Source organism: Streptomyces sp. NTH33, from assembly GCF_003236365.1.
Taxonomy (GTDB): Bacteria; Actinomycetota; Actinomycetes; order Streptomycetales; family Streptomycetaceae; genus Streptomyces.
The window spans coordinates 1-19,041 of the sequence record NZ_POTZ01000092.1; the positions used below are offsets into that span (position 1 = coordinate 1).

Consider the following 19,041-nt stretch of genomic DNA (forward strand, 5'->3'; position numbering starts at 1 on the left):
GCCCCTCGCGGATCCCGACGGCCGGCGGCCCCGGCCCGGCGGCGACCGGCGCGCGGTGCTCGCGCTGGTCGCGGGACTGGCCGTCCTCGCGCTGGCACTGGGCGGGTTGACGTACGCGCTGCTCCACCGGGGCGGTGGCGGCGACGGGGGCGCGCGCTCGAGCGGCGGTCCGGACGGGGTGACGCCGTCGCCGACCGCGAGCGCCGGCCGCACGGAGACCGGCGGCGGCCCGGCCCCCTCGGCGAGCGCGAGCTCCTCGAGCACTCCCCCGCCGCAGTCCGTGACGGTCGCGCTGTCCGGCGCGCACACGGCGTACTCCGGGACGTGTCCGCCGCCGGGCGAGGAGGCTCCGGCCTTCACGGCCACGTTCACGGTGGGGCGGCTGCCGGCGGAGGTCTCCTACCGGTGGGTGTTGAAGAGCGGCGAGGTGTCCGATCCGGGGTGGAGGACGCTGTCGTTCTCCTCGGAGGGCGGGAAGTCCCGGCAGGACACGGTGAGGGTCACGGCGTACGCGCAGGACGGGACGTTCGAGAACACGGTCGGCGTCGAGGTGCGCTCGCCCGTGCGGGTCGTCCCGGACGCGGTGCCGTTCTCGGTGACGTGCGTGACGGAGACCCCGACGGGCGGGGCCTCCGCCTCGGCCACGGCTTCCGCCTCTCCGTGAGAGGTCAGGCCGCGCCGGTGAAGACCGGCAGGTAGCCGCCGGACTGGCCGGCCGCCGTCGGGTGGTAGGAGTTGCCGATGTTCAGCCAGTCGACGCTGTGCAGCCAGGAGTTGCCGGAGCAGATCTCGTGGCCGCCGAAGGTGGAGCGGACGTCGCCGAAGGTGAAGCCGCGGTTGGCTGCGGCCTTCGCGACGGCGGCGTTGAGCTGGTCGGACGCGCTGTTGATGGCGGAGCGCTTGGTCTCGGACAGGCCCAGGCAGGTCTGGCCGAGCTTGTAGAAGCGGGGGTAGCCGAGCACGACCACACGTGCGTTGGGCGCCTTGGAGCGGATCACCGAGTAGAGGTTGTCGAGTTTGCCGGGCAGGGTCGAGTCGACGTACGCCCTCGCGGTGTTGATGCGGGAGATGCAGGTGCTGTCGGACTGGAGCACACAGGTCGTCATGACGTCGGAGAATCCGGCGTCGTTGCCGCCGACGCTGATCGAGACGAGTGCGGTGGAGGAGTTGAGCGGGCCGAGCTGGTTGGCCAGTACGTCGTCCGTCCGGGCGCCCGAGCAGGCAGTGAAGTCGAACGACGAGGGTGCGTGCGCGGCGTTCCACAGGTACGGGTACGCCTTCGTGCTGCGGTTGCAGCTGCCGCTGGAGCTGATGTAGCTGCCGGCGCCGACTCCGGAGGAGTAGGAGTCGCCGAGGGCCACATAGCCGCCGGCGGCGGCCTGTTGAGATGCGTGCGCCGTCGCCGCCCCGGTCAGGGCGAGTCCGACGGTCAGGAGGAGGGAGCCGATATAGGCGGCAATTCGAGAACGTCTCATGGAGCCTCCCTTTAGCAGGATCTCTGCCATAACTGTGGTAGCAGCTACGCGTGTTGACAGGAAGTGTCCATGCCAAAAATTTTTACCGCTCAACGAAATACGTTGCGAAAAGAAGGCCGTTGCCGTGGCCCGTCGGCCAACTGGCCGAAAAGAGATTGAAGGGAGGATGAAGGGAGGATGAAGGAAGAACGGAGGAGCAGCAGAAGAAGGGCGGGAGAGGGCCGAAGGGAGGTTTAAGCACCCACAAGAACCCGTATGGGCGGCTTCCGCGTCTTGACGATCCCCGCGCGGCTGCGCGACATTGAAGCCTGGCATCCGGCGCTTCGGGGGGCAAAGTCGCCAATGCAGACCATACGTATCAAGACAGCTTCACCACAGGGCGCCGAGCGAGCGCGACCAGGGCCGGGGAGGGACCTGTCGCCGCTGCTCGCGGGCGCCGCGACGGCCGTCGGGGGGGCCGGTGCGCTGCTCGCGCTCACCGGATCGGACTCCGTCCTGCGCGGCCCGCTGACGCTGTTCCTCCTGTTCGCGGCGCCGGCCGTCGCCATCGCGGCCGCACTGCGCGGGCTGGATCCCTTCGGCCGCGCGCTCGTCTCGGTGGCGGGCGCGGCCGTCCTCGACATGCTGGTGGCCCAGGGAATGCTGGCCGTGCACCGATGGTCCGTCAGCGGCGGACTGGTGGCCGTCACCGCGTTCAGCTCCCTCGTTCTCCTGCTGGTTCTGGTACGGCGCCGGCACGGCCGTACGGCGAGTAGACAGGGCTCCTGACGTGGACATCAGCGTGTACCGCCCCGGCGAGCTGAGCGCCGCCGACCGGGCGGCGTGGACGGCGATGCAGTCCAAGGCCCACCTGCACGGCGCGGAGGAGCTGGCGAACCCTTTCCTCTCGCCCGAGTTCGCCCTCGCGGTGGGCAGGTGCAGACGCGGGGTGCGGATCGCGGTGATCCGCGAGGACGGCGAGCCGGCCGCGTTCTTCCCGTTCCAGAGAACCGCCACCGGCGTCGGCCGGGCCGTCGGGCTCGGCGTCTCCGACTGCCAGGGCCTGGTCCACCGGCCCGGCTTCACCTGGGACGCCCAAGAGCTGCTGCGGGCCTGCGGGCTCGCCGTCTGGGAGTACGACCACCTGGTGGCAGGCCAGGAGCCGTTCGAGGCGGGCGCCTGCGGCACCTTTCCGTCCCCGGTCATGGACGTCGACCAGGGATACGACGTCTATCTGAGCGAACTGCGCGCGCGTTCACCGAAGTTCACCCGGACCACGCTCGCCAAGGAGCGCAGGCTGGGTCGCGACGCGGGCTCCGTGCACTACGTCCACGACGAGCGCGACCCTGCCGTGCTGGGCACGCTGATGGGCTGGAAGTCCGCCCAGTACCGGCGGACCGGGCGCAGCGACCGCTTCGCGCACGCGTGGATCACCGCCCTGGTCACCCGGCTGTTCCACACCCGCTCCGACCCGTTCGCGGGGATCCTGTCGGTGCTGTACGCGGACGGCCGTCCGGTCGCCGCCCACTTCGGGCTGCGCACCGAGCGGGTGCTGGCCTGCTGGTTCCCGGCGTACGACCCGGCGTACGCGAAGTTCTCCCCGGGGCTGATCCTGCATCTGCGCATGGCCGAGGCGGCCGCCGCCGACGGCATCGCCCACCTCGACCTCGGCCGGGGCCAGAAGGGGTACAAGGACTCCCTGAAGACACGCGAACTCGGCGTGTCAGAAGGGTGGGTGACACGACGTCACCCCGTGGCGGTCGGGCACCGGGCGCGCCGCGCCCCGGTCCGGGCGCTGCGGAACGCGGTGCAGTCACGGCCGGAACTGTTCGAACCCGCGGACAGAATCCTTAAACGGATGGGAAAAATCCGGTCCAGACGATGAACGGCGCGCAAAAATTCGCACAACGGAAAAACCAGCGAAAATGTGAGGCCTGATTCGCGGTCTTGCCATACCGGTTCAATCGTCAATACTGTCGTACATCTCACCCGCATCGGTCCGTCAGCAAGCGGCTCCAGGGGAGGGCTCAGGGCCAGGACGTTCCGGCGCGGGGCGCGGTAGGGGGGTGCCGTGCTCGGTGACCGCAGGTGTGACCGGGCCGTGCCGCGCAACCGGCTGCCGTCGATCCGGCACGCCGGCCAGCTTTGCCAGCTCACCCGGCGTGCACGCAGGAGCCGTTCCGGCGTGCCCCGGGTGACGAACCCCCCTTTCGAACCGGACAGACAGCCGGGCCGCCCCGAGGGGCGGGCGGCCCGCCGGACGAGAGGGACACGACTCATGAGCTCCGTTCTGCGCCCGCCTTCTTCGGCACAGGAACCGACGACGGCCGCCGGATTTCGGCCGATCTCCTCCCACCTGGCGATCACACCGCCGGTGAGCGTGGTGATCCCCGCCATGAACGAGGCGGAGAATCTGCCCTACGTCTTCAAGACTCTTCCCGAGTGGATACACGAAGTGGTTCTCGTGGACGGCAATTCCACCGACGACACCGTCGAAGTGGCCCGTGAGCTGTGGCCCGAGGTGAAGGTCGTCGAACAGCGCGGCAAGGGCAAGGGGGATGCCCTGATCACCGGCTTCGAGGCGTGCACCGGCGACATCATCGTGATGGTCGACGCGGACGGCTCGGCCGACGGCGGCGAGATCGTCTCCTATGTCTCCGCGCTGGTCTCGGGCGCGGACTTCGCCAAGGGTTCCCGGTTCGCCAACGGCGGCGGCACCGACGACATGACCTTCATCCGCAAACTCGGCAACCGGGCCCTGTGCGCCGTGGTCAACCGCAAGTTCGGCGCCCGCTACACCGACCTGTGCTACGGCTACAACGCCTTCTGGCGGCACTGCCTGGACAAGATCGAGCTGGACTGCACCGGCTTCGAGGTAGAGACGCTGATGAACATCAGAGTGGTCAAGGCCGGACTGAAGGTGCAGGAGATCCCCAGCTACGAGTACCTGCGCATCCACAGCGCCAGCAACCTGCGCGCCGTGCGGGACGGGCTGCGGGTGCTGAAGGTGATCCTCGAGGAACGCTCCAACCGGCGCGAGCTGCGCCGCCAGGAGCGCCACTCCCCCATGCTCGGCTCCGTGCGGGGAGAGGTGTCTTGAGCGGTCCCGGCATCTCCGTCGTGATCTGCGTCTACACCGAGGACCGCTGGGAGGACATCCTCGCGGCGGTCTCCTCGGTGCGGGCGCAGTCCCGGCCGGCCCTGGAGACGCGCCTGGTCGTGGACCACAACCAGGCGCTCCTGGACCGGCTTTCCGGGGAGTACAAGGAGGCCGGGGACGTGCGGGTGCTCGCCAACGCGGGCCCCCGCGGCCTGTCCGCCGGCCGGAACACGGGCATCGCCGCCTCCCGCGGCGAGGTCATCGCCTTCCTCGACGACGACGCCGTGGCCGAGCGGGACTGGCTGCGGCACTTCGCCGGGGGATACGCCGACCCGCGGGTGATGGCGGTGGGCGGCCGTACGGTGCCCGTCTGGGCGTCGGGCCGCCGGCCGGCCTGGTTCCCGGAGGAGTTCGACTGGGTGGTGGGCTGCACGTACAAGGGGCTGCCGCCCGGCCGGGTCCGGGTGCGCAACGTGCTCGGCGGCAACGCCTCCTTCCGGCGCACGGCGTTCGACGCGGCGGGCGGCTTCGCCATCGGCATCGGACGCGACGGCGACAAGCGCCCGCTGGGCTGCGAGGAGACGGAGCTGTGCATCCGGCTCAGCCGGGCCCGGCCCGAGGCGGTCCTCCTGATCGACGACCGCGCGGTCATCCACCACCGGGTGCCGGCGCCGCGCGAGCGCTTCCGCTACTTCCGCGCCCGCACCTACGCCGAGGGCCTGTCCAAGGCACTGGTGGCGCGCAGCGTCGGCGCGGACAAGGGCCTGGAGTCCGAGCGCCGCTACACCACCCGGGTGCTGCCCGCCGGGGTGGCCCGCGGGGTGCGCGACGCGCTGCTGGCCCGGCCGGGCGGCGCGGGCCGGGCCGGCGCGATCGTCGCCGGGGTGCTCACGGCCGCGGGCGGCTACGCCGTCGGCAGCGTCCGGGCCCGCCGGGGCGGCGCCCGCTTCCGGGTCGTGGAGATCGAGGACGGCGAGGGGGGAAGAGCCGGATGAACGCACCCGTACCGGTGCTCATGTACCACGCGGTCGCGGCGGAGCCCAACGAGGCCACGCGCGGCCTGTCCGTGACGCCGAAGGCGTTCGCGGAGCAGATGGACGTGGTCGAGAACCTGGGCCTGCACCCGGTCACCACCGCCCGGCTGGCCGCCCACTGGCGCTCGGAGGGCTTCGAGCCGCTGCCCCCGGACGCCGTGCTGATCACCTTCGACGACGGCTACGAGGGCGTCCACCGGCACGCCCTGCCCGTGCTGGCGGAGCACGGCTTTCCGGCCACGCTGTTCGTCTCCACCGGCTGGATCAAAGGCGCGTACGACACCGGAGGCGGCCCGGACACCATGCTCGACTGGGACCAGGTGCGCGAACTCGCCGCCGACGGGGTCGAGATCGGCGGGCACAGCCACACCCACCCGCAGCTGGACCAGCTCGACGACGACACGCTGTGGTCGGAGCTGATCCGCTGCAAGGAGATCGTCGCCGGTGAACTGGGCACCGTCCCGGCCTCGTTCGCCTACCCCTACGGCTACTCCAGCCGCCGGGTGCGGGCGCGGGTGCGGGCGGCGGGCTTCAGTCAGGCCCTCGCCGTCGGCAACGGCCTGGCACGCCGCCGGCAGGGCCCGTACGCCCTGCGGCGGCTCACCGTGCGCCGCTCCACCACCACCGAGGAGTTCGAGCGGCTCGTCCAGGGCCGCGCGATCGCCCGGAACTTCGCCGGGGACCGTGCCCTGACCAAGGGGTACGCCCTGGTCCGCAGAGCCCGTCAGGTCCGCCGGAAGGCCATCCGCAGCCGTGTCTGACACGACCACCGCCACCGAGGCGTCGGCCCCCGAGCCCCACGCGCCCGAGCAGCCGGGGCGCCGGCTGCGGCTGCCCGGACGGGGCCGGTCCGGCGGCGGCAGCCCGCTGTTCCGCAACGCCTACGCGCTGATGCTCAACACCGGGATCTCCGCGGTGCTGGGCCTCGGCTACTGGCTGGTCGCCGCCCGCTACTACTCCGCCGACGCGGTCGGCCAGGGCTCGGCCGCCATCGCCGCCATGAAGCTCCTCGCCGGGCTGACCGCGGTGACGCTCACCGGCGCCCTGGCCCGCTTCATCCCGGTGGCCGGACGCGCCACCGGGCACCTGATCGCCCGTACGTACCTGGGCAGTTCGCTGATCGTGGCGTGCGCGGCCGGCGCCTTTCTGCTCACGCTGGACCTGTGGGGGCCGTCCTACCGCTTCCTGCACGGACTCCTGCACGGCCTGGGGTTCGTCGTGATCGTGATGGCCTGGAACCTGCTCACCCTGCAGGACGGGGTGCTGACCGGGCTGCGCAACGCGCCCTGGGTGCCGGTCGGCAACACCGTGTTCTCGGCGGTGAAGCTGGCCCTGCTGGTCGCCCTGGCCGCCGTGATCCCCACCACGGGCGTCTTCGCCTCCTGGGGGCTGGCGATCGCCTTCTCCATCGTGCCGCTGGGCTGGCTGGTCTTCCGGCGCCTGGTGCCCCGGCACGTGAAGGCGACCGAGGGCCACGCCGAGCCGCCGACGGCGAAGGAGCTCGGGCGGTTCCTGGCCGGCGACTACACCGGCTCGCTGTTCTCGCTCGCGGTCGTCTACCTCGTACCGGTGATCATCGCCTCGCAGGTCAGCTCCGCGGACAACGCCTACTTCTACATCACGACGACGATCGGCGGCACGGTCAACCTGCTCGCCATCAACATGGGCGCCTCGCTGACCGTGGAGGGTTCGCACGACCCGGCGCGGCTGGCCGCCAACACCCGGGCGGCGCTGAAGCGGATGGCCCGGATCATGGTGCCGATCTGCGGGCTGATGTTCCTGCTGGCGCCGCAGATCCTGCACGTCTTCGGCGCGGGCTACGCGCACGCGGCGACCGGGCTGCTGCGCTGGTTCGCCGTCGGCGCGCTGCTGCGGGTCGTGATGGAGACGTACTTCGCGGTGCTGCGCGCCCAGAGCCGCACGGCCGGACTGGCCTGGCTGCAAGGGCTGCTGTGCGCGCTGGTGCTCGGGCTGACGCTGCTGCTGCTTCCCCGGATGGGGCTGACCGGTGCGGGCGTCGCCGAGATCTCCAGCCTCGCCGTGATCGTCGCGATCGCCGCGCCCAGGCTGTACCGGACCGTCAAGGGCGCACCGGCCGCCGGCGTCCCCGAGGACGCGGCACCCGACGGGGACCTCGCCGACCTGGGGGCGGGCGAGGTCCCCGCCAAGGCCGCACCGCACCGGCGGCCCGCCTGGGCGCTGGACCGCGACACCCTCGCGCTCGGCGTCCACGCCGACTTCGACCACGTGGAACGCCGGCCGGACGTACGGCCCGGACCGGGCACCCCGCCCGTCGGCACCGCCCTGGAGCCCTCCGACTCGCCCGCGTGGCCGCCGGAGCGGGTGGGGCTGCCCGTGGAGGAGCGGGAGCCGGGCTCGGAGGCGTCGCCGGGGCCTGCCGAGCGGGAGGTGGACGCGCCGTTCGCGGAGGAGGAGCGGGCCGCCGTGCCGAAGGCGGCGGCACCGGCGCCTGTTCCCGGACCCGAACCGGAGCCCGAGCCCCCGCCCGGGGAAGGCCGGTCCGGCGAACCCCCCGGGTCCTGGCGGGAGCGCCTGGTGCCCACCCGGGCCGGGGTGCTCCTCGGCTGCCTGCTGACCGCCGCCCTGCTGCTGTACTGGGTGCCCGCACTGCGCCTCGACGACGCCGGCCTGGACCGGATGGGCGGGCTCGGCCTGGTCTCCGTACTGCCGCCGCCGACCCTGGCCGGGGCGGCGCTGCTGACCGGGGTGTTCGCCGTGCTGCTGTGGCTGCGCCGCGAGCACCGGGCGCTGCTGCTGGTCACCCTGGTCGCGACCGTCGTCTCCCTGCACGCGCTGCCCGCCGTGATCGAGAGCGAGCCGCGGTTCGCGACGGCCTGGCAGCACCTCGGGTTCATCGACTACATCGACCGCACCGGGTCGGCCGTACCGGACCTGGACGCGCGCTGGAGCTGGCCCGGGTTCTTCGCGGTGGCCGCGTTCGTCGCCCGCGCCTGCGGGCTGAACGACTTCACCGAGGTCATCCGCTGGTGGCCGCCGGCCGTCCAGCTGCTGTACCTGGCACCGATGTTCCTGCTGACCCGCTCGCTGCGGGCGAGCTGGCGGGCCAAGTGGGCCGGCGTGTGGATCTTCGTGCTCAGCGGCTGGGTGGGCCAGGACTACTTCTCCCCGCAGGGCTTCACCTACCTGCTCTACCTGGCCTTCGTGGCGATCCTGCTGGTCTGGTTCCGGGCGCCGCGCATGCTGTGGACCACGGCGCGGCCCGGCGAGGCCGAGGTCGAGCCGACGGACCGGCGGCAGCGGGCCGTGCTGCTCATGGTCGTGATCGGCCTGTTCGCGGCCAGTGTCCCGGCCCACCAGCTCACGCCGTTCGTGATGCTGGGCGTGCTGGCCGTGCTGGTCCTGGTCGGCCGGTCCGAACTGCGCGGCCTGCCCGTGCTGTTCGCGGTGCTGGTGGCGTTCTGGCTGGGCTTCATGGCCGAGCCGTACTGGTCCGGCCACTTCGACGAGCTGTTCGGCGGGGTCGGCGGGGTCGGCGGCAATGTGTCGTCGTCCGTCTCGGGCCGTATCCAGGGCGGCGACTCCACGCACCAACTGGTGCTGTACGCGCGCGTGCTGCTGGCCGGCACCGTGATGGCCCTCGCCTGCTGGGGCTGGTTGCGGCGGCGCGAGCACAAGTACCGCGAGCGGTCGCTGCTGGTGCTCACCTTCGTGCCGTTCCTGGGCTTCGGCATGCAGTCCTACGGCGGCGAGATGGCGCTGCGGGTCTTCATGTTCGCGCTGCCCGGTGCCGCCCTGCTGGCGGCGCTCGCCCTCTTCCCGCGGGCCGGCGCGACCGCCGGGGAACGCGAGAAGGACCGGGTGAGCCTGGCGCCGCTCGCCGCGCTGATGGCGGGCCTGCTGCTCATGGGCGGCTTCCTGGTCGCCCGGTGGGGCAACGAGTCCTTCGAGCGGATCCGGCCCGGCGAGGTCGCCGCCATGGACTACGTCTACGCCCACGCCGAGCCGACCGTACGGCTGCTGTGGCTGAGCAACGACCTGGTCACCAACGTCACTCCGGCCATGCCGTGGGGCGCGAGGGACATGGAGCGCGTCACCTACGTGCCGACCCTGGCACCGACCGACCCGGTTCTGGTCTCCGGCCTGGTGAAGTCGCTCGAGGACGCGGGCCCGAACTCGTACCTGATGGTCAACAGGAGTCAGGTGACGTATCTGCAGATGGACGTGGGCTACTCGGCCACCTGGCCGTCGCGGCTCGTGGAGAACCTCGACAGCCGCCCGGAGCTGAGGAAGGTCCTCGCCGGCGCCGACGCCACCTTGTACGCGCTGCGCGAGCAGCCCGCGGGTGCCGTGCCCCAGCCGCAGCCGGGGCCGATCGGGCCGAGGGTGACCTGGACGCCGTGGTCGGTGGCCGGCGGCCTCGCGACGCTGGCGCTGGTCGTGATGCTCACGGCCCGGGAGTTCGTCCGGGTCGCGATGCGGCCGAGTGTGCGCCGGCTGCGGTGGCTGCAGAGCAGCTTCTGGTTCTCACTGCCGCTGCTGGCGGTGCTGTTCGCCTCGCTGGTGCAGCGGTTCCTGACGATGGGGGGCGGCTGACGGACGGCGGGTGGAGGGGCTCGGACGTCCTACCGCTCGAGCCACTTCACCTCGTACGCCTTCATGCCGAACCGCCTGCCGTCGATCTTGGCACTGATCGTCCGGTTCAGGGTGTTGACCACCAGGACGGTCCTGTCGCTCGCCAGGACGCGTACGTTGGGCACGTCGTCCGGGGCGACGGACACCGTCTCGTACGCGGTGCCGGGCGGGAAGGCCCGGCCGAAGCGGGAGACCAGGTCGTACAGGGGCAGTGCCTGTCCGCCGCCGGAGGAGCCGGTCGGCGTCCACAGGCAGCCGGGGCAGGCGCCGCCCTTCTCCTTCTGGGGGTTCCAGTAGAAGCCGGAGGTGGCGCCGCCCTTGGCCATGGCGATCAGGCCGGCGGCCTGGACGGCGACGCGGTGCGGCTCGGACCAGCCCTTGCGGTCGTCGTTGCGGTCGGCGGGCTCGACGTAGTACTCGGCCCACCACAGCGGCAGTCCGCGCGTCTGCTGCCGTACCCACCGGCCGACGGCCGTGAGCTTGTCGGTGGCGGCGAACTCGTCGGGCAGCAGGTCGTCGTCCTTGGTGTAGCTGGAGCCGTCGACGACGACGAAGTCGGCGCCCGCCTTGTGCTGGTTCCAGTAGGCGAAGGCGTCCAGGACCCGCTGGTCCATGGCGCCCCAGGGGCCGCGCAGGGCGGTGGAGGCGTTCTCCTTCTGCCGCGGGTCGACGCTGTCCATGACCAGGTAGGGACCGCCCACCATGATCTTGGGGTCGACCTGCTTGAGTGCCGTGTGGACCAGGTTGTAGAGCTCGGTGTAGCCCTCGTGGTCCCAGCGGGCCTCGGCGTTGTTCCAGAAGCCCTTGAACTCGTTCCAGACGATGAAGTGGCGTACGTCCGGGTAGCGCCTGGCGACGGTCGCGGCGAGCGCGGCGTAGTCCTTGTAGTGGTCGGGGGTCGGGGCGGTCTCCAGGGCCTTCTGGCTCCAGTCGGTGTTGCCGACGCCCGCCCGGCCGCCCTTCATCCAGTCCGGGGCGCAGCACAGGGTGATCACCGGGGTGCCGCCGGAGGAGCGGACGAAGTCGATCCGGCGGTCCAGCGCCTCGAAGTCGTAACGCCCCTTGACCGGCTCGGGGTTGTCGGCACCCCAGCCCATGATCGCCTGGTTCTGCGGCAGGCCGCCGCCCCTCGACAGCAGTCCCCCGACCCGGTCCGTCGCCGTGGCGCTGCCCTCGTCGGCGCTGAACTGGGTGTGTGTGAAGCCCCAGCCGACGTACGGCTCGTCCGCGCCCCGCGGGGTCACGGGCGTGCCGTGCACCTCGTCGCCGTCACGTGTGGTGCCCGCGGTGTCCGCGCCGCCGGGCAGCGTGCTGACCAGGGCCACGAGCAGGGCCACTGCCGTCACACCCACCCCGAGCAGCGCGGTGAGCCGCCACCGCCCCGCCCCCGAATTCCACCTATGACGCCTCATCAAGGACAACAGTAAGGGCGGGAAACGTCCCCGGGACAGGGGTTGGTCATGCTTGGGTCATGCTCGGCTCATGTCCGGGCCGTGCCCGGACCCGTGGGCGCACGGACACGGCCACCCGCGCGGGAAACCGGGTGCGCACCACGCGCGTGTGCCGGATCATGGCGGCATGTCCGCGAACCCACACGACGCTCTGCCGATCCGGCTCACCGTCGACGACTCCGACTCGCCGTCCGACGTCGTCGACGCACTCTTCCTCGGCCGCTTCGCGACGGGTGAGCAGCCGTACTCGCACGCGGCGAACATCGACCGCGTGCGCTCCGGCGCCACCCTGCTGCCCAAGGAAGCCCGGGTGCTGCGCGTGGCCCGCGACGACGACCGCAGCGCGACCCTCGCCGAGGGCGAGGGTTGGACCCTGTTGATCTCCCGCTGGAACCGGGGCGCCGACGTCACGGTCACCGCGACCAGCGCCAAGCTGGCCGCGAAGGTGCTGAACGAGGCGACGGACGGCGCCGCGGACCAACCGGAGCCGCAGCCGGAGAACGTGACCATGGGCTTCTGGTACCACTCGCCCAGGCGTGGCCCGCACCGCACCACCCGGCAGGTCGCGGCAGGCACCTGGGACGAGGTCCGGGCGAACTACACCGCCCCGGTCGCGGACGCCATGGACCGCCTCATGAAGAGGACCCCCGAGGACATCGCGGGTCGCCTCCTGCTGCTGCACGGCCCGCCGGGCACCGGCAAGACCTCGGCGCTGCGGACGCTGGCCCGTTCCTGGCGGGACTGGTGCCAGGTGGACTGCGTCCTGGACCCTGAACGCCTGTTCGGCGACGTCGGCTACCTCATGGACATCGCCATCGGCGAGGAGGACGCGGCGGGCAGGGACCGCTGGCGGCTGCTGTTGCTGGAGGACTGCGACGAACTGATCCGCGGCGAGGCCAAGCACACGGCGGGCCAGGCCCTGTCCCGATTGCTGAATCTCACCGACGGCCTGCTCGGCCAGGGCCGGAACGTCCTGGTGGGCGTGACGACCAACGAGGACCTGGAGCGGCTGCACCCGGCCGTGGTCCGCCCGGGCCGGTGTCTGGCCCGCATCGAGGTGGGGAGACTGACCCGGCGGGAGGCGGTGGACTGGCTGGGCACCGAGGAGGGCGTGGGCCGGGAGGGCGCCACCCTGGCCGAGCTGTACGCGCTGCGCCGGGGCACCTCCCCCACGGCGCTGCCGGAGCCGCGCGAGGGGGCGGACGCGGGCCTGTACCTGTGACGGGTCGCGTGTACGCCCCGATGTTTTGATGGGCATATGACCCTGTTCGTCGGGACGTCGGGCTGGCAGTACAAGGACTGGCGGGGCGTGCTCTACCCGGAGGGGTGCCCCGTGCGGCTGTGGCTGGAGGAGTACGCGGCCGCCTTCGCCACGGTGGAGGTCAACAACGCCTTCTACCGGCTGCCGGCGCGGGAGACGTTCGAGGCGTGGCGGGAGCGGGTCCCGCCGGACTTCGTGGTCGCGGTCAAGGCGAGCCGGTACCTCACCCACATCAAGCGGCTGAAGGACCCCGAGGAGCCGGTGCACCGCCTGATGACCCGTGCGGCGGGCCTCGGCGACCGGCTCGGCCCGGTGCTGCTCCAGCTGCCGCCGACCCTGCGCGCCGATCCGGGGCTGCTGGACGCCTGCCTGGCGTGCTTCCCCTCCGGCTCCCGGGTGGCGGTCGAGCCGCGCCACGAGTCGTGGTGGACGCCGGAGGTCCGGAAGGTCCTCGAGTCCCGGAGCGCCGCCCTGTGCTGGGCGGACGCGTACGCCCGCCCGGTCACCCCGCTGTGGCGGACCGCCGACTGGGGCTACGTCCGCTTCCACGTGGGCCGCGCCCCGGCCTGGCCGCACTACGGCCGGCGGTGCCTGGAGACCTGGGTGGACCGCGTCGCGACCACCCGGCCGGACGAACGGGACGTGTACGCCTACTTCAACAACGACCCGACGGCGGCGGCGGTGCAGGACGCGGTGGTGTTCGCGAGGGCGGCGGCGAGAGCGGGCCTGCCGGTGACGCGGACGCCGGGGGCGCTGCCCGCGCGTCGCCCGCGTCACTGCCCGTAGGCCGCCCGCAGGGCGTCCCGCACGGCGTTCAGCGCCTCGTCCTCGCCGAGCCCGAGCCGCCGTACCCGCTCCGCGTAGGCCTGGGCGGCGGCCGCGGCCTCGCGCACCGCCGCCGAACCCGCTGCGGCGACGAACGTGCCGTTGCGTCCCCGTGTCTCGATCACGCCGTCCGCCTCCAGCGCCCGGTACGCCTTGGCGACCGTGTTCGCCGCGAGCCCGAGCGACTCGGCCAGTCCGCGCACCGTGGGCAGCCGGTACCCCACCGGCAGCGTCCCCGACCGCGCCTGCTCGGAGATCTGCGCCCGCACCTGCTCGTAGGGGGGTGCGCCGTCGTCGATGTGGATCTTCAAGGTCACGGGGTGATTGTCCCGCACGCGCGCGCGTGCGGCCCAGCGGACGGCCGGGGCGGAAACAGGGCTGGGAACGGGGCGGACGGCCGGGGCGGAAAATGGGAGGCGCCCGGTCGGTTCTCCCCGTAGCGTGCGCCTCCATGACCGTGATCGTCCGCGACCTCCGCCCCGACGCGCGGGCCGACCTCGAGGGCTTCGCCCGCGTTCGGCACCGCGCGCTGCCGTCCATACTGGTCACCCCCGAATCGCTCGCCCACGACATCGCCCGCCTGCACCCCGACGCCCACTACCGGCCCCTCGTCGCCGTGGCGGACGGCGAGGTGATCGGCACGGCACAGGTGCACCTGTCCCACGAGAGCTCCGAGCCCGGCCAGGGCAACATCAACGTGTACGTGGATCCCGGGCACACGCGCCGCGGCGCCGGCAGCCTCCTCGTACGGGCCGCCGAGGAGCACCTGACCGCGCACGGGGCGGTCAGGCTGCACTCCTGGGTGCTGGACGAACCGGGCAACCGGGCCTTCGCCGAGCTGCACGGCTACCGGACCGGCCGCTCCGCGTATTTGCTGCGCCTGGGCCTGGCGAACGGCACCCTCCCCCCGCTGCAGGACCCGCCGCCGGGCGTGGAGCTGCGCCGGGGCTCGGACTTCGCCGACGACCCGCGCCCGCTGTTCGCACTGGACGCGGAGACGACGGCGGACGAGCCGAGCGACGTGGACTTCGCGTTCACCGACTACGAGGCGTGGCTGGAGGAGACCTGGCGGCACCCGCTGCTCGACCTCGACCTGACGTCGGTGGCCGTGGTCGACGGCCGTCCCGCGGCGTTCTCCGCGGCCCGCACGGACGGCGGCACCCGCTACTCCACCGCCATGACGGGCACCGCCCGGGCCTTCCGCGGCCGGGGCCTGGCCAAGCTCGCCAAGAACGACTCGCTGCACCGCGCACGGGCCGCCGGGTACACGGAGGCGTTCACGGGGAACGACACCGGCAACGGGCCGATGATCGCGATCAACGAGTGGTTCGGGTACGAGGTGTGCGCGACGGAGGTGCGGTATGTCCGCGATGCGTGCTGAGTCCGGGAGCCGGCTGGACGTGGTCCTCGTCAAGGCCGGCCGCACCAAGATCCGCTATCCGGCGGAGCTGCTGGCGGACGACGGCACGCGCGTCACCGTGCGCGCCCCGTGGGCGGGCGGGGCGGTGCGCGACTTCGGCTTCGTGCGCTTCGAGCCGGGCGACGTCTTCACCGAGCACTACTGGCGCGACCGCTGGTACTCGGTGAAGGAGGTCCGCGACGCCCGGGGCAGGCTGAAGGGCTGGTACTGCGACGTGACCCGCCCCGCGACCCGCCTGGGCACGGAACTCGTCGTCGAGGACCTCGACCTGGACCTGTGGCGTTCGGCCGACGGCACGGACGTACGGCGCCTCGACGAGGACGAGTTCGCGGCGAGCGGTCTGCCGCACACGGACCCCGAGGCCGCGGCCGCCGCCCTGGCCGCACTCGACGAGCTGGAAGGACTGGCCCGCGAGGGCGGCTTCGAGACGCTGCTGAGCTGACTGCCGAGCCGATTCCCGCCCCGCCCCCGGAGCTCGGCCGCGGCTCAGTTCGAGGCCACCACCGCGTACCGTTCGTCGTCCACCTCCCCGCCCCACAGCCTGGCGTCGCCCGACAGGGGCTCCAGGTGAAGGTGGGAGGCGAGTGGCCGCAGAAGCATGGTCAGCCGCTGCGGGGGTATGCCGATCGGGGTGACCGTGCCCCAGACACCCTCGACCAGGACGAGCCGCCCCTCCGGCCGCAGCAGCCCCTGCCAGTGCCGCAGCGCGCGGGCGGGGTCGGGCAGCGCCCACAGGACGTGGCGGGCCAGGACGACGTCGAAGCGCCGCTCGCCCACCGGCGGGTCCGCCGCGTCACCGGCCAGGATCACCGCGTCCCGGCCGGCGAGCTTGGCCCGGGCCCGCTCCACCATGGCCGGGGACAGGTCGACGCCCGTCACCCGGTGCCCCTGCTCGGCCGCGAGGAGCGACAGGCTGCCAGTGCCGCAGCCGAGGTCGAGCAGGTCGCAGGGACGCCGGGGCAGCCAGTCGCGCAGCCGCTCGGCCCAGGCGGCCCGCACGTGCGGGTCGCGCAGCCCGTGATCCGGCTCGTCGTCGAAGACGGCGGCCTGGGCGTCCCAGTCCACAGGGGCCCGGGCCGATCCGTCACCGTCGGCAGGAATCCGTTCACTCATGAGCCCCAGGGTGACACCGACCACTGACAACCGGTTCGTGACAGCCACCACAGACAGACCCGCACCGATGAGGAACTCTCGCCCGAAAGGTCTACCTCCGTCGGAAGACGGAACCCGGTAGGCGTGAAGGAGGCAGCCATGCGCCGTGTGACAGTGCGGAAGCCCCTGAGGAAGACGGACACCCGCCGGGTCCGTGAGGAAATCGACGAGTGTCCCGCCGGGCGGCCCGAGGTCCGCAAGGACATCGCACGCACATGGTGGCCGGACGCATGACCGGCAACGGGATTACGAGACGCGCCGGCGAAGCCGCTTGCGGTAGTGGATCCGGTCGTAGGGTCCGTCCACACGGCGCTCCACGACCTCGTAGCCGAACTTCGGGTAGATCCTCTGGTTCTCCCACATCATCGCGTTCGTGCAGAGCCTGACCTCGGGAAGACCGAGGGCACACGCGCGTGTGTCCACGAACTCCAGCAGTCGCCGTCCGATCCCCTGGCCGTGTGCCCCGGGGCGGACGGCGATGCTGTCGAGGAACAGGTGGTCCGTGCGCGCCTCGATCACGACGAGTCCCGTCACACGGCCGCCCGCGCCGGGCTCCCGCGCGACGAACACCTTCCCCGCGGCCACGTTCGCCGCGTGGTCCGCCTCCATGGGTGCCGGGACCACGCCGATGCGCTCGATGTAGTGGCGGTAGGCCGCGTCGGTCACGGCCTTCACGGCCGGCACGTCGGCGACGGACGCCTCCCGGATCTCCACGTTCGCCATACCGCACCCCTCCCCACCTGAGCGCAGCCTCAGCGCTCCCTTAACGCGAGCATAAGGATCTCCCCGGACCGCCTTCGGCAGGCGATTTCGCGGTTTCCTCGGGCTAGCTTCTGACCACCCCCACGGGATCCACCCCCCACGGGATCCCCCTCATCAAAAGCGTTCCGAGGAGTCCCCCGATGCCTGTACGCCGCAAGGCCGCCGCGCTCGTCGCCCTCGGCATACCCCCGCTGGCCCTGACCGCGCTCGCCGCGGCGCCCGCGTCCGCGCACGGCTCCCTGGGGGACCCGGTCAGCCGGGTGGCCCAGTGCTACGCGGAGGGCCCGGAGAGCCCGGAGTCGGCGGCCTGCGAGGCAGCGGTCGCGACCGGCGGCACCCAGGCGCTGTACGACTGGAACGGCGTCCGGATCGGCGACGCGGACGGCCGGCACCAGGAGCTGATCCCGGACGGCAAGCTGTGCAGCGCGGGCAACGAGGAGTTCAAGGGCCTGGACCTGCCCCGCGCGGACTGGCCGGCGACCTCCGTGCGCAGCGGCTCGTACACCTTCAAGTACCGCGTGACCGCCCCGCACAAGGGCACCTTCACGGTCTACCTCACCAAGCCCGGCTACGACCCGGCGAAGCCGCTGGCCTGGGGCGACCTGGACCTGGAGCACCCGGTCGCGACGACCACCGACCCGGCCGCCCCGGGCGGCTCCTACACCTTCTCCGGGACGCTGCCCGAGCGCTCCGGCAAGCATCTGCTGTACGCGGTGTGGCAGCGCTCGGACAGTCCGGAGGCGTTCTACTCCTGTTCGGACGTCACGTTCGGCGGCGGCGCGTCCGGCGGGGGCGGCGGCTCCGCACCGGCGCCGGCCGCCTCCGCGCCGACCGAGCGGCAACTCGCGGACGGTGCCGGCAAGTCGACGATCGAGAACCACGGCCACGGGGACGCGGACGCCCGTACGGCCACGGACCCGACGACGGGCCCGACCGGGGACGCCGCCACGGAGGCGGCCTCGGAAACGGCCTCGGAAACGGCCGAGCAGTCGGCGGCGGACCGCGCCGCGCAGCCCGCCCCCGTCGACGAGCCGAACCGGCCGAAGGCCGCCGGCGCCTCGACGGACCTCGCCGAGACCGGTGGTGACGGCAGCACCCCGTACCTCGCGGCCGGCGGTGCGGCCGCCCTGGCGCTGGGCTCGGCGGCCCTGTTCGCCTCGGTCCGCCGGCGCGCCGCGGCCGGGGGCGGCCGGGGCCGCTGACGTGGCCCCGTGAACGCGGGGCCTGTCCGGCGGCTCAGGCCGGACAGGCCCCGAAGCACGTCAGTCGAACACGGACGTGCAGGTGGTGGCGGTGGCGTTGGCCGGGTCGAGCGCGTTGACCACTTCGTGGAAGGCGATGCGGTCCAGCACGGCGATCGCCACATGCTCGGACAGATCGAGCGGGCACAGGTCCTGCAGCAGGACGTTGCGCACGTTGGAGCCGGTCAGGTACTGGGTACGCCACGGTGTGACCACTTCGTCGTACTGGGTGGCGAGGACCGTGTAGCGCACACCGGGCACGGTGTCGCCGCCCTCGTTGAGCTTGGTGAGGAAGGCGGACCCGACGACCTGGTCGGCGAGGGCGGGGGTGGTGGCTTTGAGCAGGTTGGCGGCGCCGGGGAAGTAGGGCAGCAGGTTGGTGAGCCCGTTGAGATTGGTGCCGTGGTTGCTGGGCGCGATGCCGACGAGGGCGTTCACCTTGGCTGCCCCGCCGAGGAATTTCAGGTAGTGGCGGGGCATCATGCCGCCCTGCGAGTGGCCGACGAGGTCGGCCTTGGCGGCTCCGGTCGCGGCAAGCACCTTGTCGACGAAGGCGGACAGCTGCTCCGCCGACTTGTCGATGGGGCCGAGGCCGTGGAAGACCGGGACGCCCGGCAACTGGCCGTAGTCGAGGGAGAAGACGCAGTAGCCGCGGTTCTTCAGGTACGGCGCGAGCCCGAGCCAGTTGTCCACGGAGTTGCCGAGGGTGCCGTGGACGAGGACGACG

At 72.4% G+C, this 19,041-nt stretch carries 18 protein-coding genes and 1 pseudogene; 13 read left to right on the plus strand and 6 right to left on the minus strand.

What is annotated here, in order from left to right; genetic code table 11:
• Nucleotides 1-664: pseudogene (locus tag C1I97_RS39835) on the plus strand (serine/threonine protein kinase); the annotation flags it as partial.
• 4 nt (nucleotides 665-668) lie between these two features.
• Here C1I97_RS39835 and C1I97_RS12205 read toward each other — a convergent pair.
• Nucleotides 669-1,475 (minus strand): SGNH/GDSL hydrolase family protein, encoded by an 807-nt coding sequence (locus tag C1I97_RS12205; RefSeq protein WP_111003237.1) that lies wholly within the window; start codon nucleotides 1,473-1,475, stop codon nucleotides 669-671.
• A gap of 342 nt (nucleotides 1,476-1,817) precedes the next feature.
• On the opposite strand from C1I97_RS12205, the gene C1I97_RS12210 reads away from it, so the two are divergent.
• The 6 genes from C1I97_RS12210 (at nucleotide 1,818) to C1I97_RS12235 (ending at nucleotide 10,163) form a co-directional block, all read left to right on the plus strand.
• Nucleotides 1,818-2,243, plus strand: coding sequence for a hypothetical protein (locus C1I97_RS12210; RefSeq protein WP_258382533.1), 426 nt, complete (start codon nucleotides 1,818-1,820; stop codon nucleotides 2,241-2,243).
• A 1-nt stretch (nucleotide 2,244) separates the two neighbouring features.
• Nucleotides 2,245-3,339 (plus strand): GNAT family N-acetyltransferase, encoded by a 1,095-nt coding sequence (locus C1I97_RS12215; RefSeq protein ID WP_111003238.1) that lies wholly within the window; start codon nucleotides 2,245-2,247, stop codon nucleotides 3,337-3,339.
• 393 nt (nucleotides 3,340-3,732) lie between these two features.
• Nucleotides 3,733-4,554 carry a glycosyltransferase family 2 protein gene (locus C1I97_RS12220; RefSeq protein ID WP_111003239.1) on the plus strand — a complete coding sequence of 274 codons (822 nt, stop codon included), beginning with the start codon at nucleotides 3,733-3,735 and terminating at the stop codon, nucleotides 4,552-4,554.
• On the plus strand, nucleotides 4,551-5,549 hold the full coding sequence (locus tag C1I97_RS12225) for a glycosyltransferase (RefSeq protein ID WP_111003240.1): 999 nt from the start codon (nucleotides 4,551-4,553) through the stop codon (nucleotides 5,547-5,549). The genes C1I97_RS12220 and C1I97_RS12225 overlap by 4 nt, the downstream gene beginning before the upstream one ends.
• Nucleotides 5,546-6,349: a polysaccharide deacetylase family protein gene (locus tag C1I97_RS12230; RefSeq protein ID WP_111003241.1), complete on the plus strand. Its 804-nt coding sequence runs from the start codon at nucleotides 5,546-5,548 to the stop codon at nucleotides 6,347-6,349. The genes C1I97_RS12225 and C1I97_RS12230 overlap by 4 nt, the downstream gene beginning before the upstream one ends.
• A complete protein-coding gene (locus C1I97_RS12235; RefSeq protein WP_111003242.1) occupies nucleotides 6,342-10,163 on the plus strand; it encodes a lipopolysaccharide biosynthesis protein in 3,822 nt (1,273 codons plus the stop codon). The genes C1I97_RS12230 and C1I97_RS12235 overlap by 8 nt, the downstream gene beginning before the upstream one ends.
• Nucleotides 10,164-10,192: 29 nt before the next feature.
• Here the strand turns inward: C1I97_RS12235 and C1I97_RS12240 are convergent, their stop codons facing one another.
• Nucleotides 10,193-11,614 (minus strand): GH39 family glycosyl hydrolase, encoded by a 1,422-nt coding sequence (locus tag C1I97_RS12240; RefSeq protein WP_111003243.1) that lies wholly within the window; start codon nucleotides 11,612-11,614, stop codon nucleotides 10,193-10,195.
• 166 nt (nucleotides 11,615-11,780) lie between these two features.
• Between C1I97_RS12240 and C1I97_RS12245 the strand changes: the two genes are divergently transcribed.
• Both C1I97_RS12245 and C1I97_RS12250 read left to right on the plus strand, forming a co-directional pair.
• Nucleotides 11,781-12,875, plus strand: coding sequence for a DUF5925 domain-containing protein (locus C1I97_RS12245; protein ID WP_111003244.1), 1,095 nt, complete (start codon nucleotides 11,781-11,783; stop codon nucleotides 12,873-12,875).
• Between the two features lie 36 nt (nucleotides 12,876-12,911).
• Nucleotides 12,912-13,700 carry a DUF72 domain-containing protein gene (locus C1I97_RS12250; RefSeq protein WP_111003245.1) on the plus strand — a complete coding sequence of 263 codons (789 nt, stop codon included), beginning with the start codon at nucleotides 12,912-12,914 and terminating at the stop codon, nucleotides 13,698-13,700.
• Here the strand turns inward: C1I97_RS12250 and C1I97_RS12255 are convergent.
• On the minus strand, nucleotides 13,688-14,056 hold the full coding sequence (locus C1I97_RS12255) for a GntR family transcriptional regulator (RefSeq protein WP_111003246.1): 369 nt from the start codon (nucleotides 14,054-14,056) through the stop codon (nucleotides 13,688-13,690). The two genes, C1I97_RS12250 and C1I97_RS12255, sit on opposite strands and share 13 nt — an antisense overlap.
• A gap of 134 nt (nucleotides 14,057-14,190) precedes the next feature.
• Between C1I97_RS12255 and C1I97_RS12260 the strand changes: the two genes are divergently transcribed.
• Nucleotides 14,191-15,120, plus strand: coding sequence for a GNAT family N-acetyltransferase (locus tag C1I97_RS12260; RefSeq protein WP_111003247.1), 930 nt, complete (start codon nucleotides 14,191-14,193; stop codon nucleotides 15,118-15,120).
• Complete coding sequence (locus C1I97_RS12265) at nucleotides 15,101-15,601, plus strand: DUF402 domain-containing protein (RefSeq protein WP_111003248.1); 501 nt, start codon at nucleotides 15,101-15,103, stop codon at nucleotides 15,599-15,601. The genes C1I97_RS12260 and C1I97_RS12265 overlap by 20 nt, the downstream gene beginning before the upstream one ends.
• 44 nt (nucleotides 15,602-15,645) lie before the next feature.
• Here C1I97_RS12265 and C1I97_RS12270 read toward each other — a convergent pair whose 3' ends face one another.
• Entirely contained in the window at nucleotides 15,646-16,272 is a 627-nt protein-coding gene (locus C1I97_RS12270; RefSeq protein WP_111003254.1) for a class I SAM-dependent methyltransferase, read from the minus strand.
• Between the two features lie 138 nt (nucleotides 16,273-16,410).
• On the opposite strand from C1I97_RS12270, the gene C1I97_RS41370 reads away from it, so the two are divergent.
• Nucleotides 16,411-16,545, plus strand: coding sequence for a hypothetical protein (locus C1I97_RS41370; protein ID WP_111003249.1), 135 nt, complete (start codon nucleotides 16,411-16,413; stop codon nucleotides 16,543-16,545).
• Between the two features lie 12 nt (nucleotides 16,546-16,557).
• Here C1I97_RS41370 and C1I97_RS12280 read toward each other — a convergent pair whose 3' ends face one another.
• The gene (locus C1I97_RS12280) at nucleotides 16,558-17,034 is read right to left on the minus strand and encodes a GNAT family N-acetyltransferase (protein WP_111003250.1); all 477 of its coding nucleotides are present in this window, start codon (nucleotides 17,032-17,034) and stop codon (nucleotides 16,558-16,560) included.
• Nucleotides 17,035-17,213: 179 nt separating this feature from the next.
• On the opposite strand from C1I97_RS12280, the gene C1I97_RS12285 reads away from it, so the two are divergent.
• Nucleotides 17,214-18,275, plus strand: a complete 1,062-nt coding sequence (locus C1I97_RS12285) for a lytic polysaccharide monooxygenase auxiliary activity family 9 protein (protein ID WP_111003251.1) — start codon at nucleotides 17,214-17,216, stop codon at nucleotides 18,273-18,275.
• Nucleotides 18,276-18,335: 60 nt separating this feature from the next.
• Here C1I97_RS12285 and C1I97_RS12290 read toward each other — a convergent pair.
• On the minus strand, nucleotides 18,336-19,041 hold a 706-nt coding region (locus tag C1I97_RS12290; RefSeq protein WP_111003252.1), incomplete at its 5' end, for an esterase/lipase family protein.

What these genes read in the sequence shown, in the direction of transcription:
- C1I97_RS12205 (WP_111003237.1), bottom strand. Translation starts at nt 1,475, where the DNA reads ATGAGACGTTCTCGAATTGCCGCCTATATCGGCTCCCTCCTCCTGACC.
- C1I97_RS12210 (WP_258382533.1), top strand. Translation starts at nt 1,818, where the DNA reads ATGCAGACCATACGTATCAAGACAGCTTCACCACAGGGCGCCGAGCGA.
- C1I97_RS12220 (WP_111003239.1), top strand. Translation starts at nt 3,733, where the DNA reads ATGAGCTCCGTTCTGCGCCCGCCTTCTTCGGCACAGGAACCGACGACG.
- C1I97_RS12230 (WP_111003241.1), top strand. Translation starts at nt 5,546, where the DNA reads ATGAACGCACCCGTACCGGTGCTCATGTACCACGCGGTCGCGGCGGAG.
- C1I97_RS12240 (WP_111003243.1), bottom strand. Translation starts at nt 11,614, where the DNA reads ATGAGGCGTCATAGGTGGAATTCGGGGGCGGGGCGGTGGCGGCTCACC.
- C1I97_RS12245 (WP_111003244.1), top strand. Translation starts at nt 11,781, where the DNA reads ATGTCCGCGAACCCACACGACGCTCTGCCGATCCGGCTCACCGTCGAC.
- C1I97_RS12250 (WP_111003245.1), top strand. Translation starts at nt 12,912, where the DNA reads ATGACCCTGTTCGTCGGGACGTCGGGCTGGCAGTACAAGGACTGGCGG.
- C1I97_RS12260 (WP_111003247.1), top strand. Translation starts at nt 14,191, where the DNA reads ATGACCGTGATCGTCCGCGACCTCCGCCCCGACGCGCGGGCCGACCTC.
- C1I97_RS12265 (WP_111003248.1), top strand. Translation starts at nt 15,101, where the DNA reads ATGTCCGCGATGCGTGCTGAGTCCGGGAGCCGGCTGGACGTGGTCCTC.
- C1I97_RS12270 (WP_111003254.1), bottom strand. Translation starts at nt 16,272, where the DNA reads ATGAGTGAACGGATTCCTGCCGACGGTGACGGATCGGCCCGGGCCCCT.
- C1I97_RS41370 (WP_111003249.1), top strand. Translation starts at nt 16,411, where the DNA reads ATGCGCCGTGTGACAGTGCGGAAGCCCCTGAGGAAGACGGACACCCGC.
- C1I97_RS12280 (WP_111003250.1), bottom strand. Translation starts at nt 17,034, where the DNA reads ATGGCGAACGTGGAGATCCGGGAGGCGTCCGTCGCCGACGTGCCGGCC.
- C1I97_RS12285 (WP_111003251.1), top strand. Translation starts at nt 17,214, where the DNA reads ATGCCTGTACGCCGCAAGGCCGCCGCGCTCGTCGCCCTCGGCATACCC.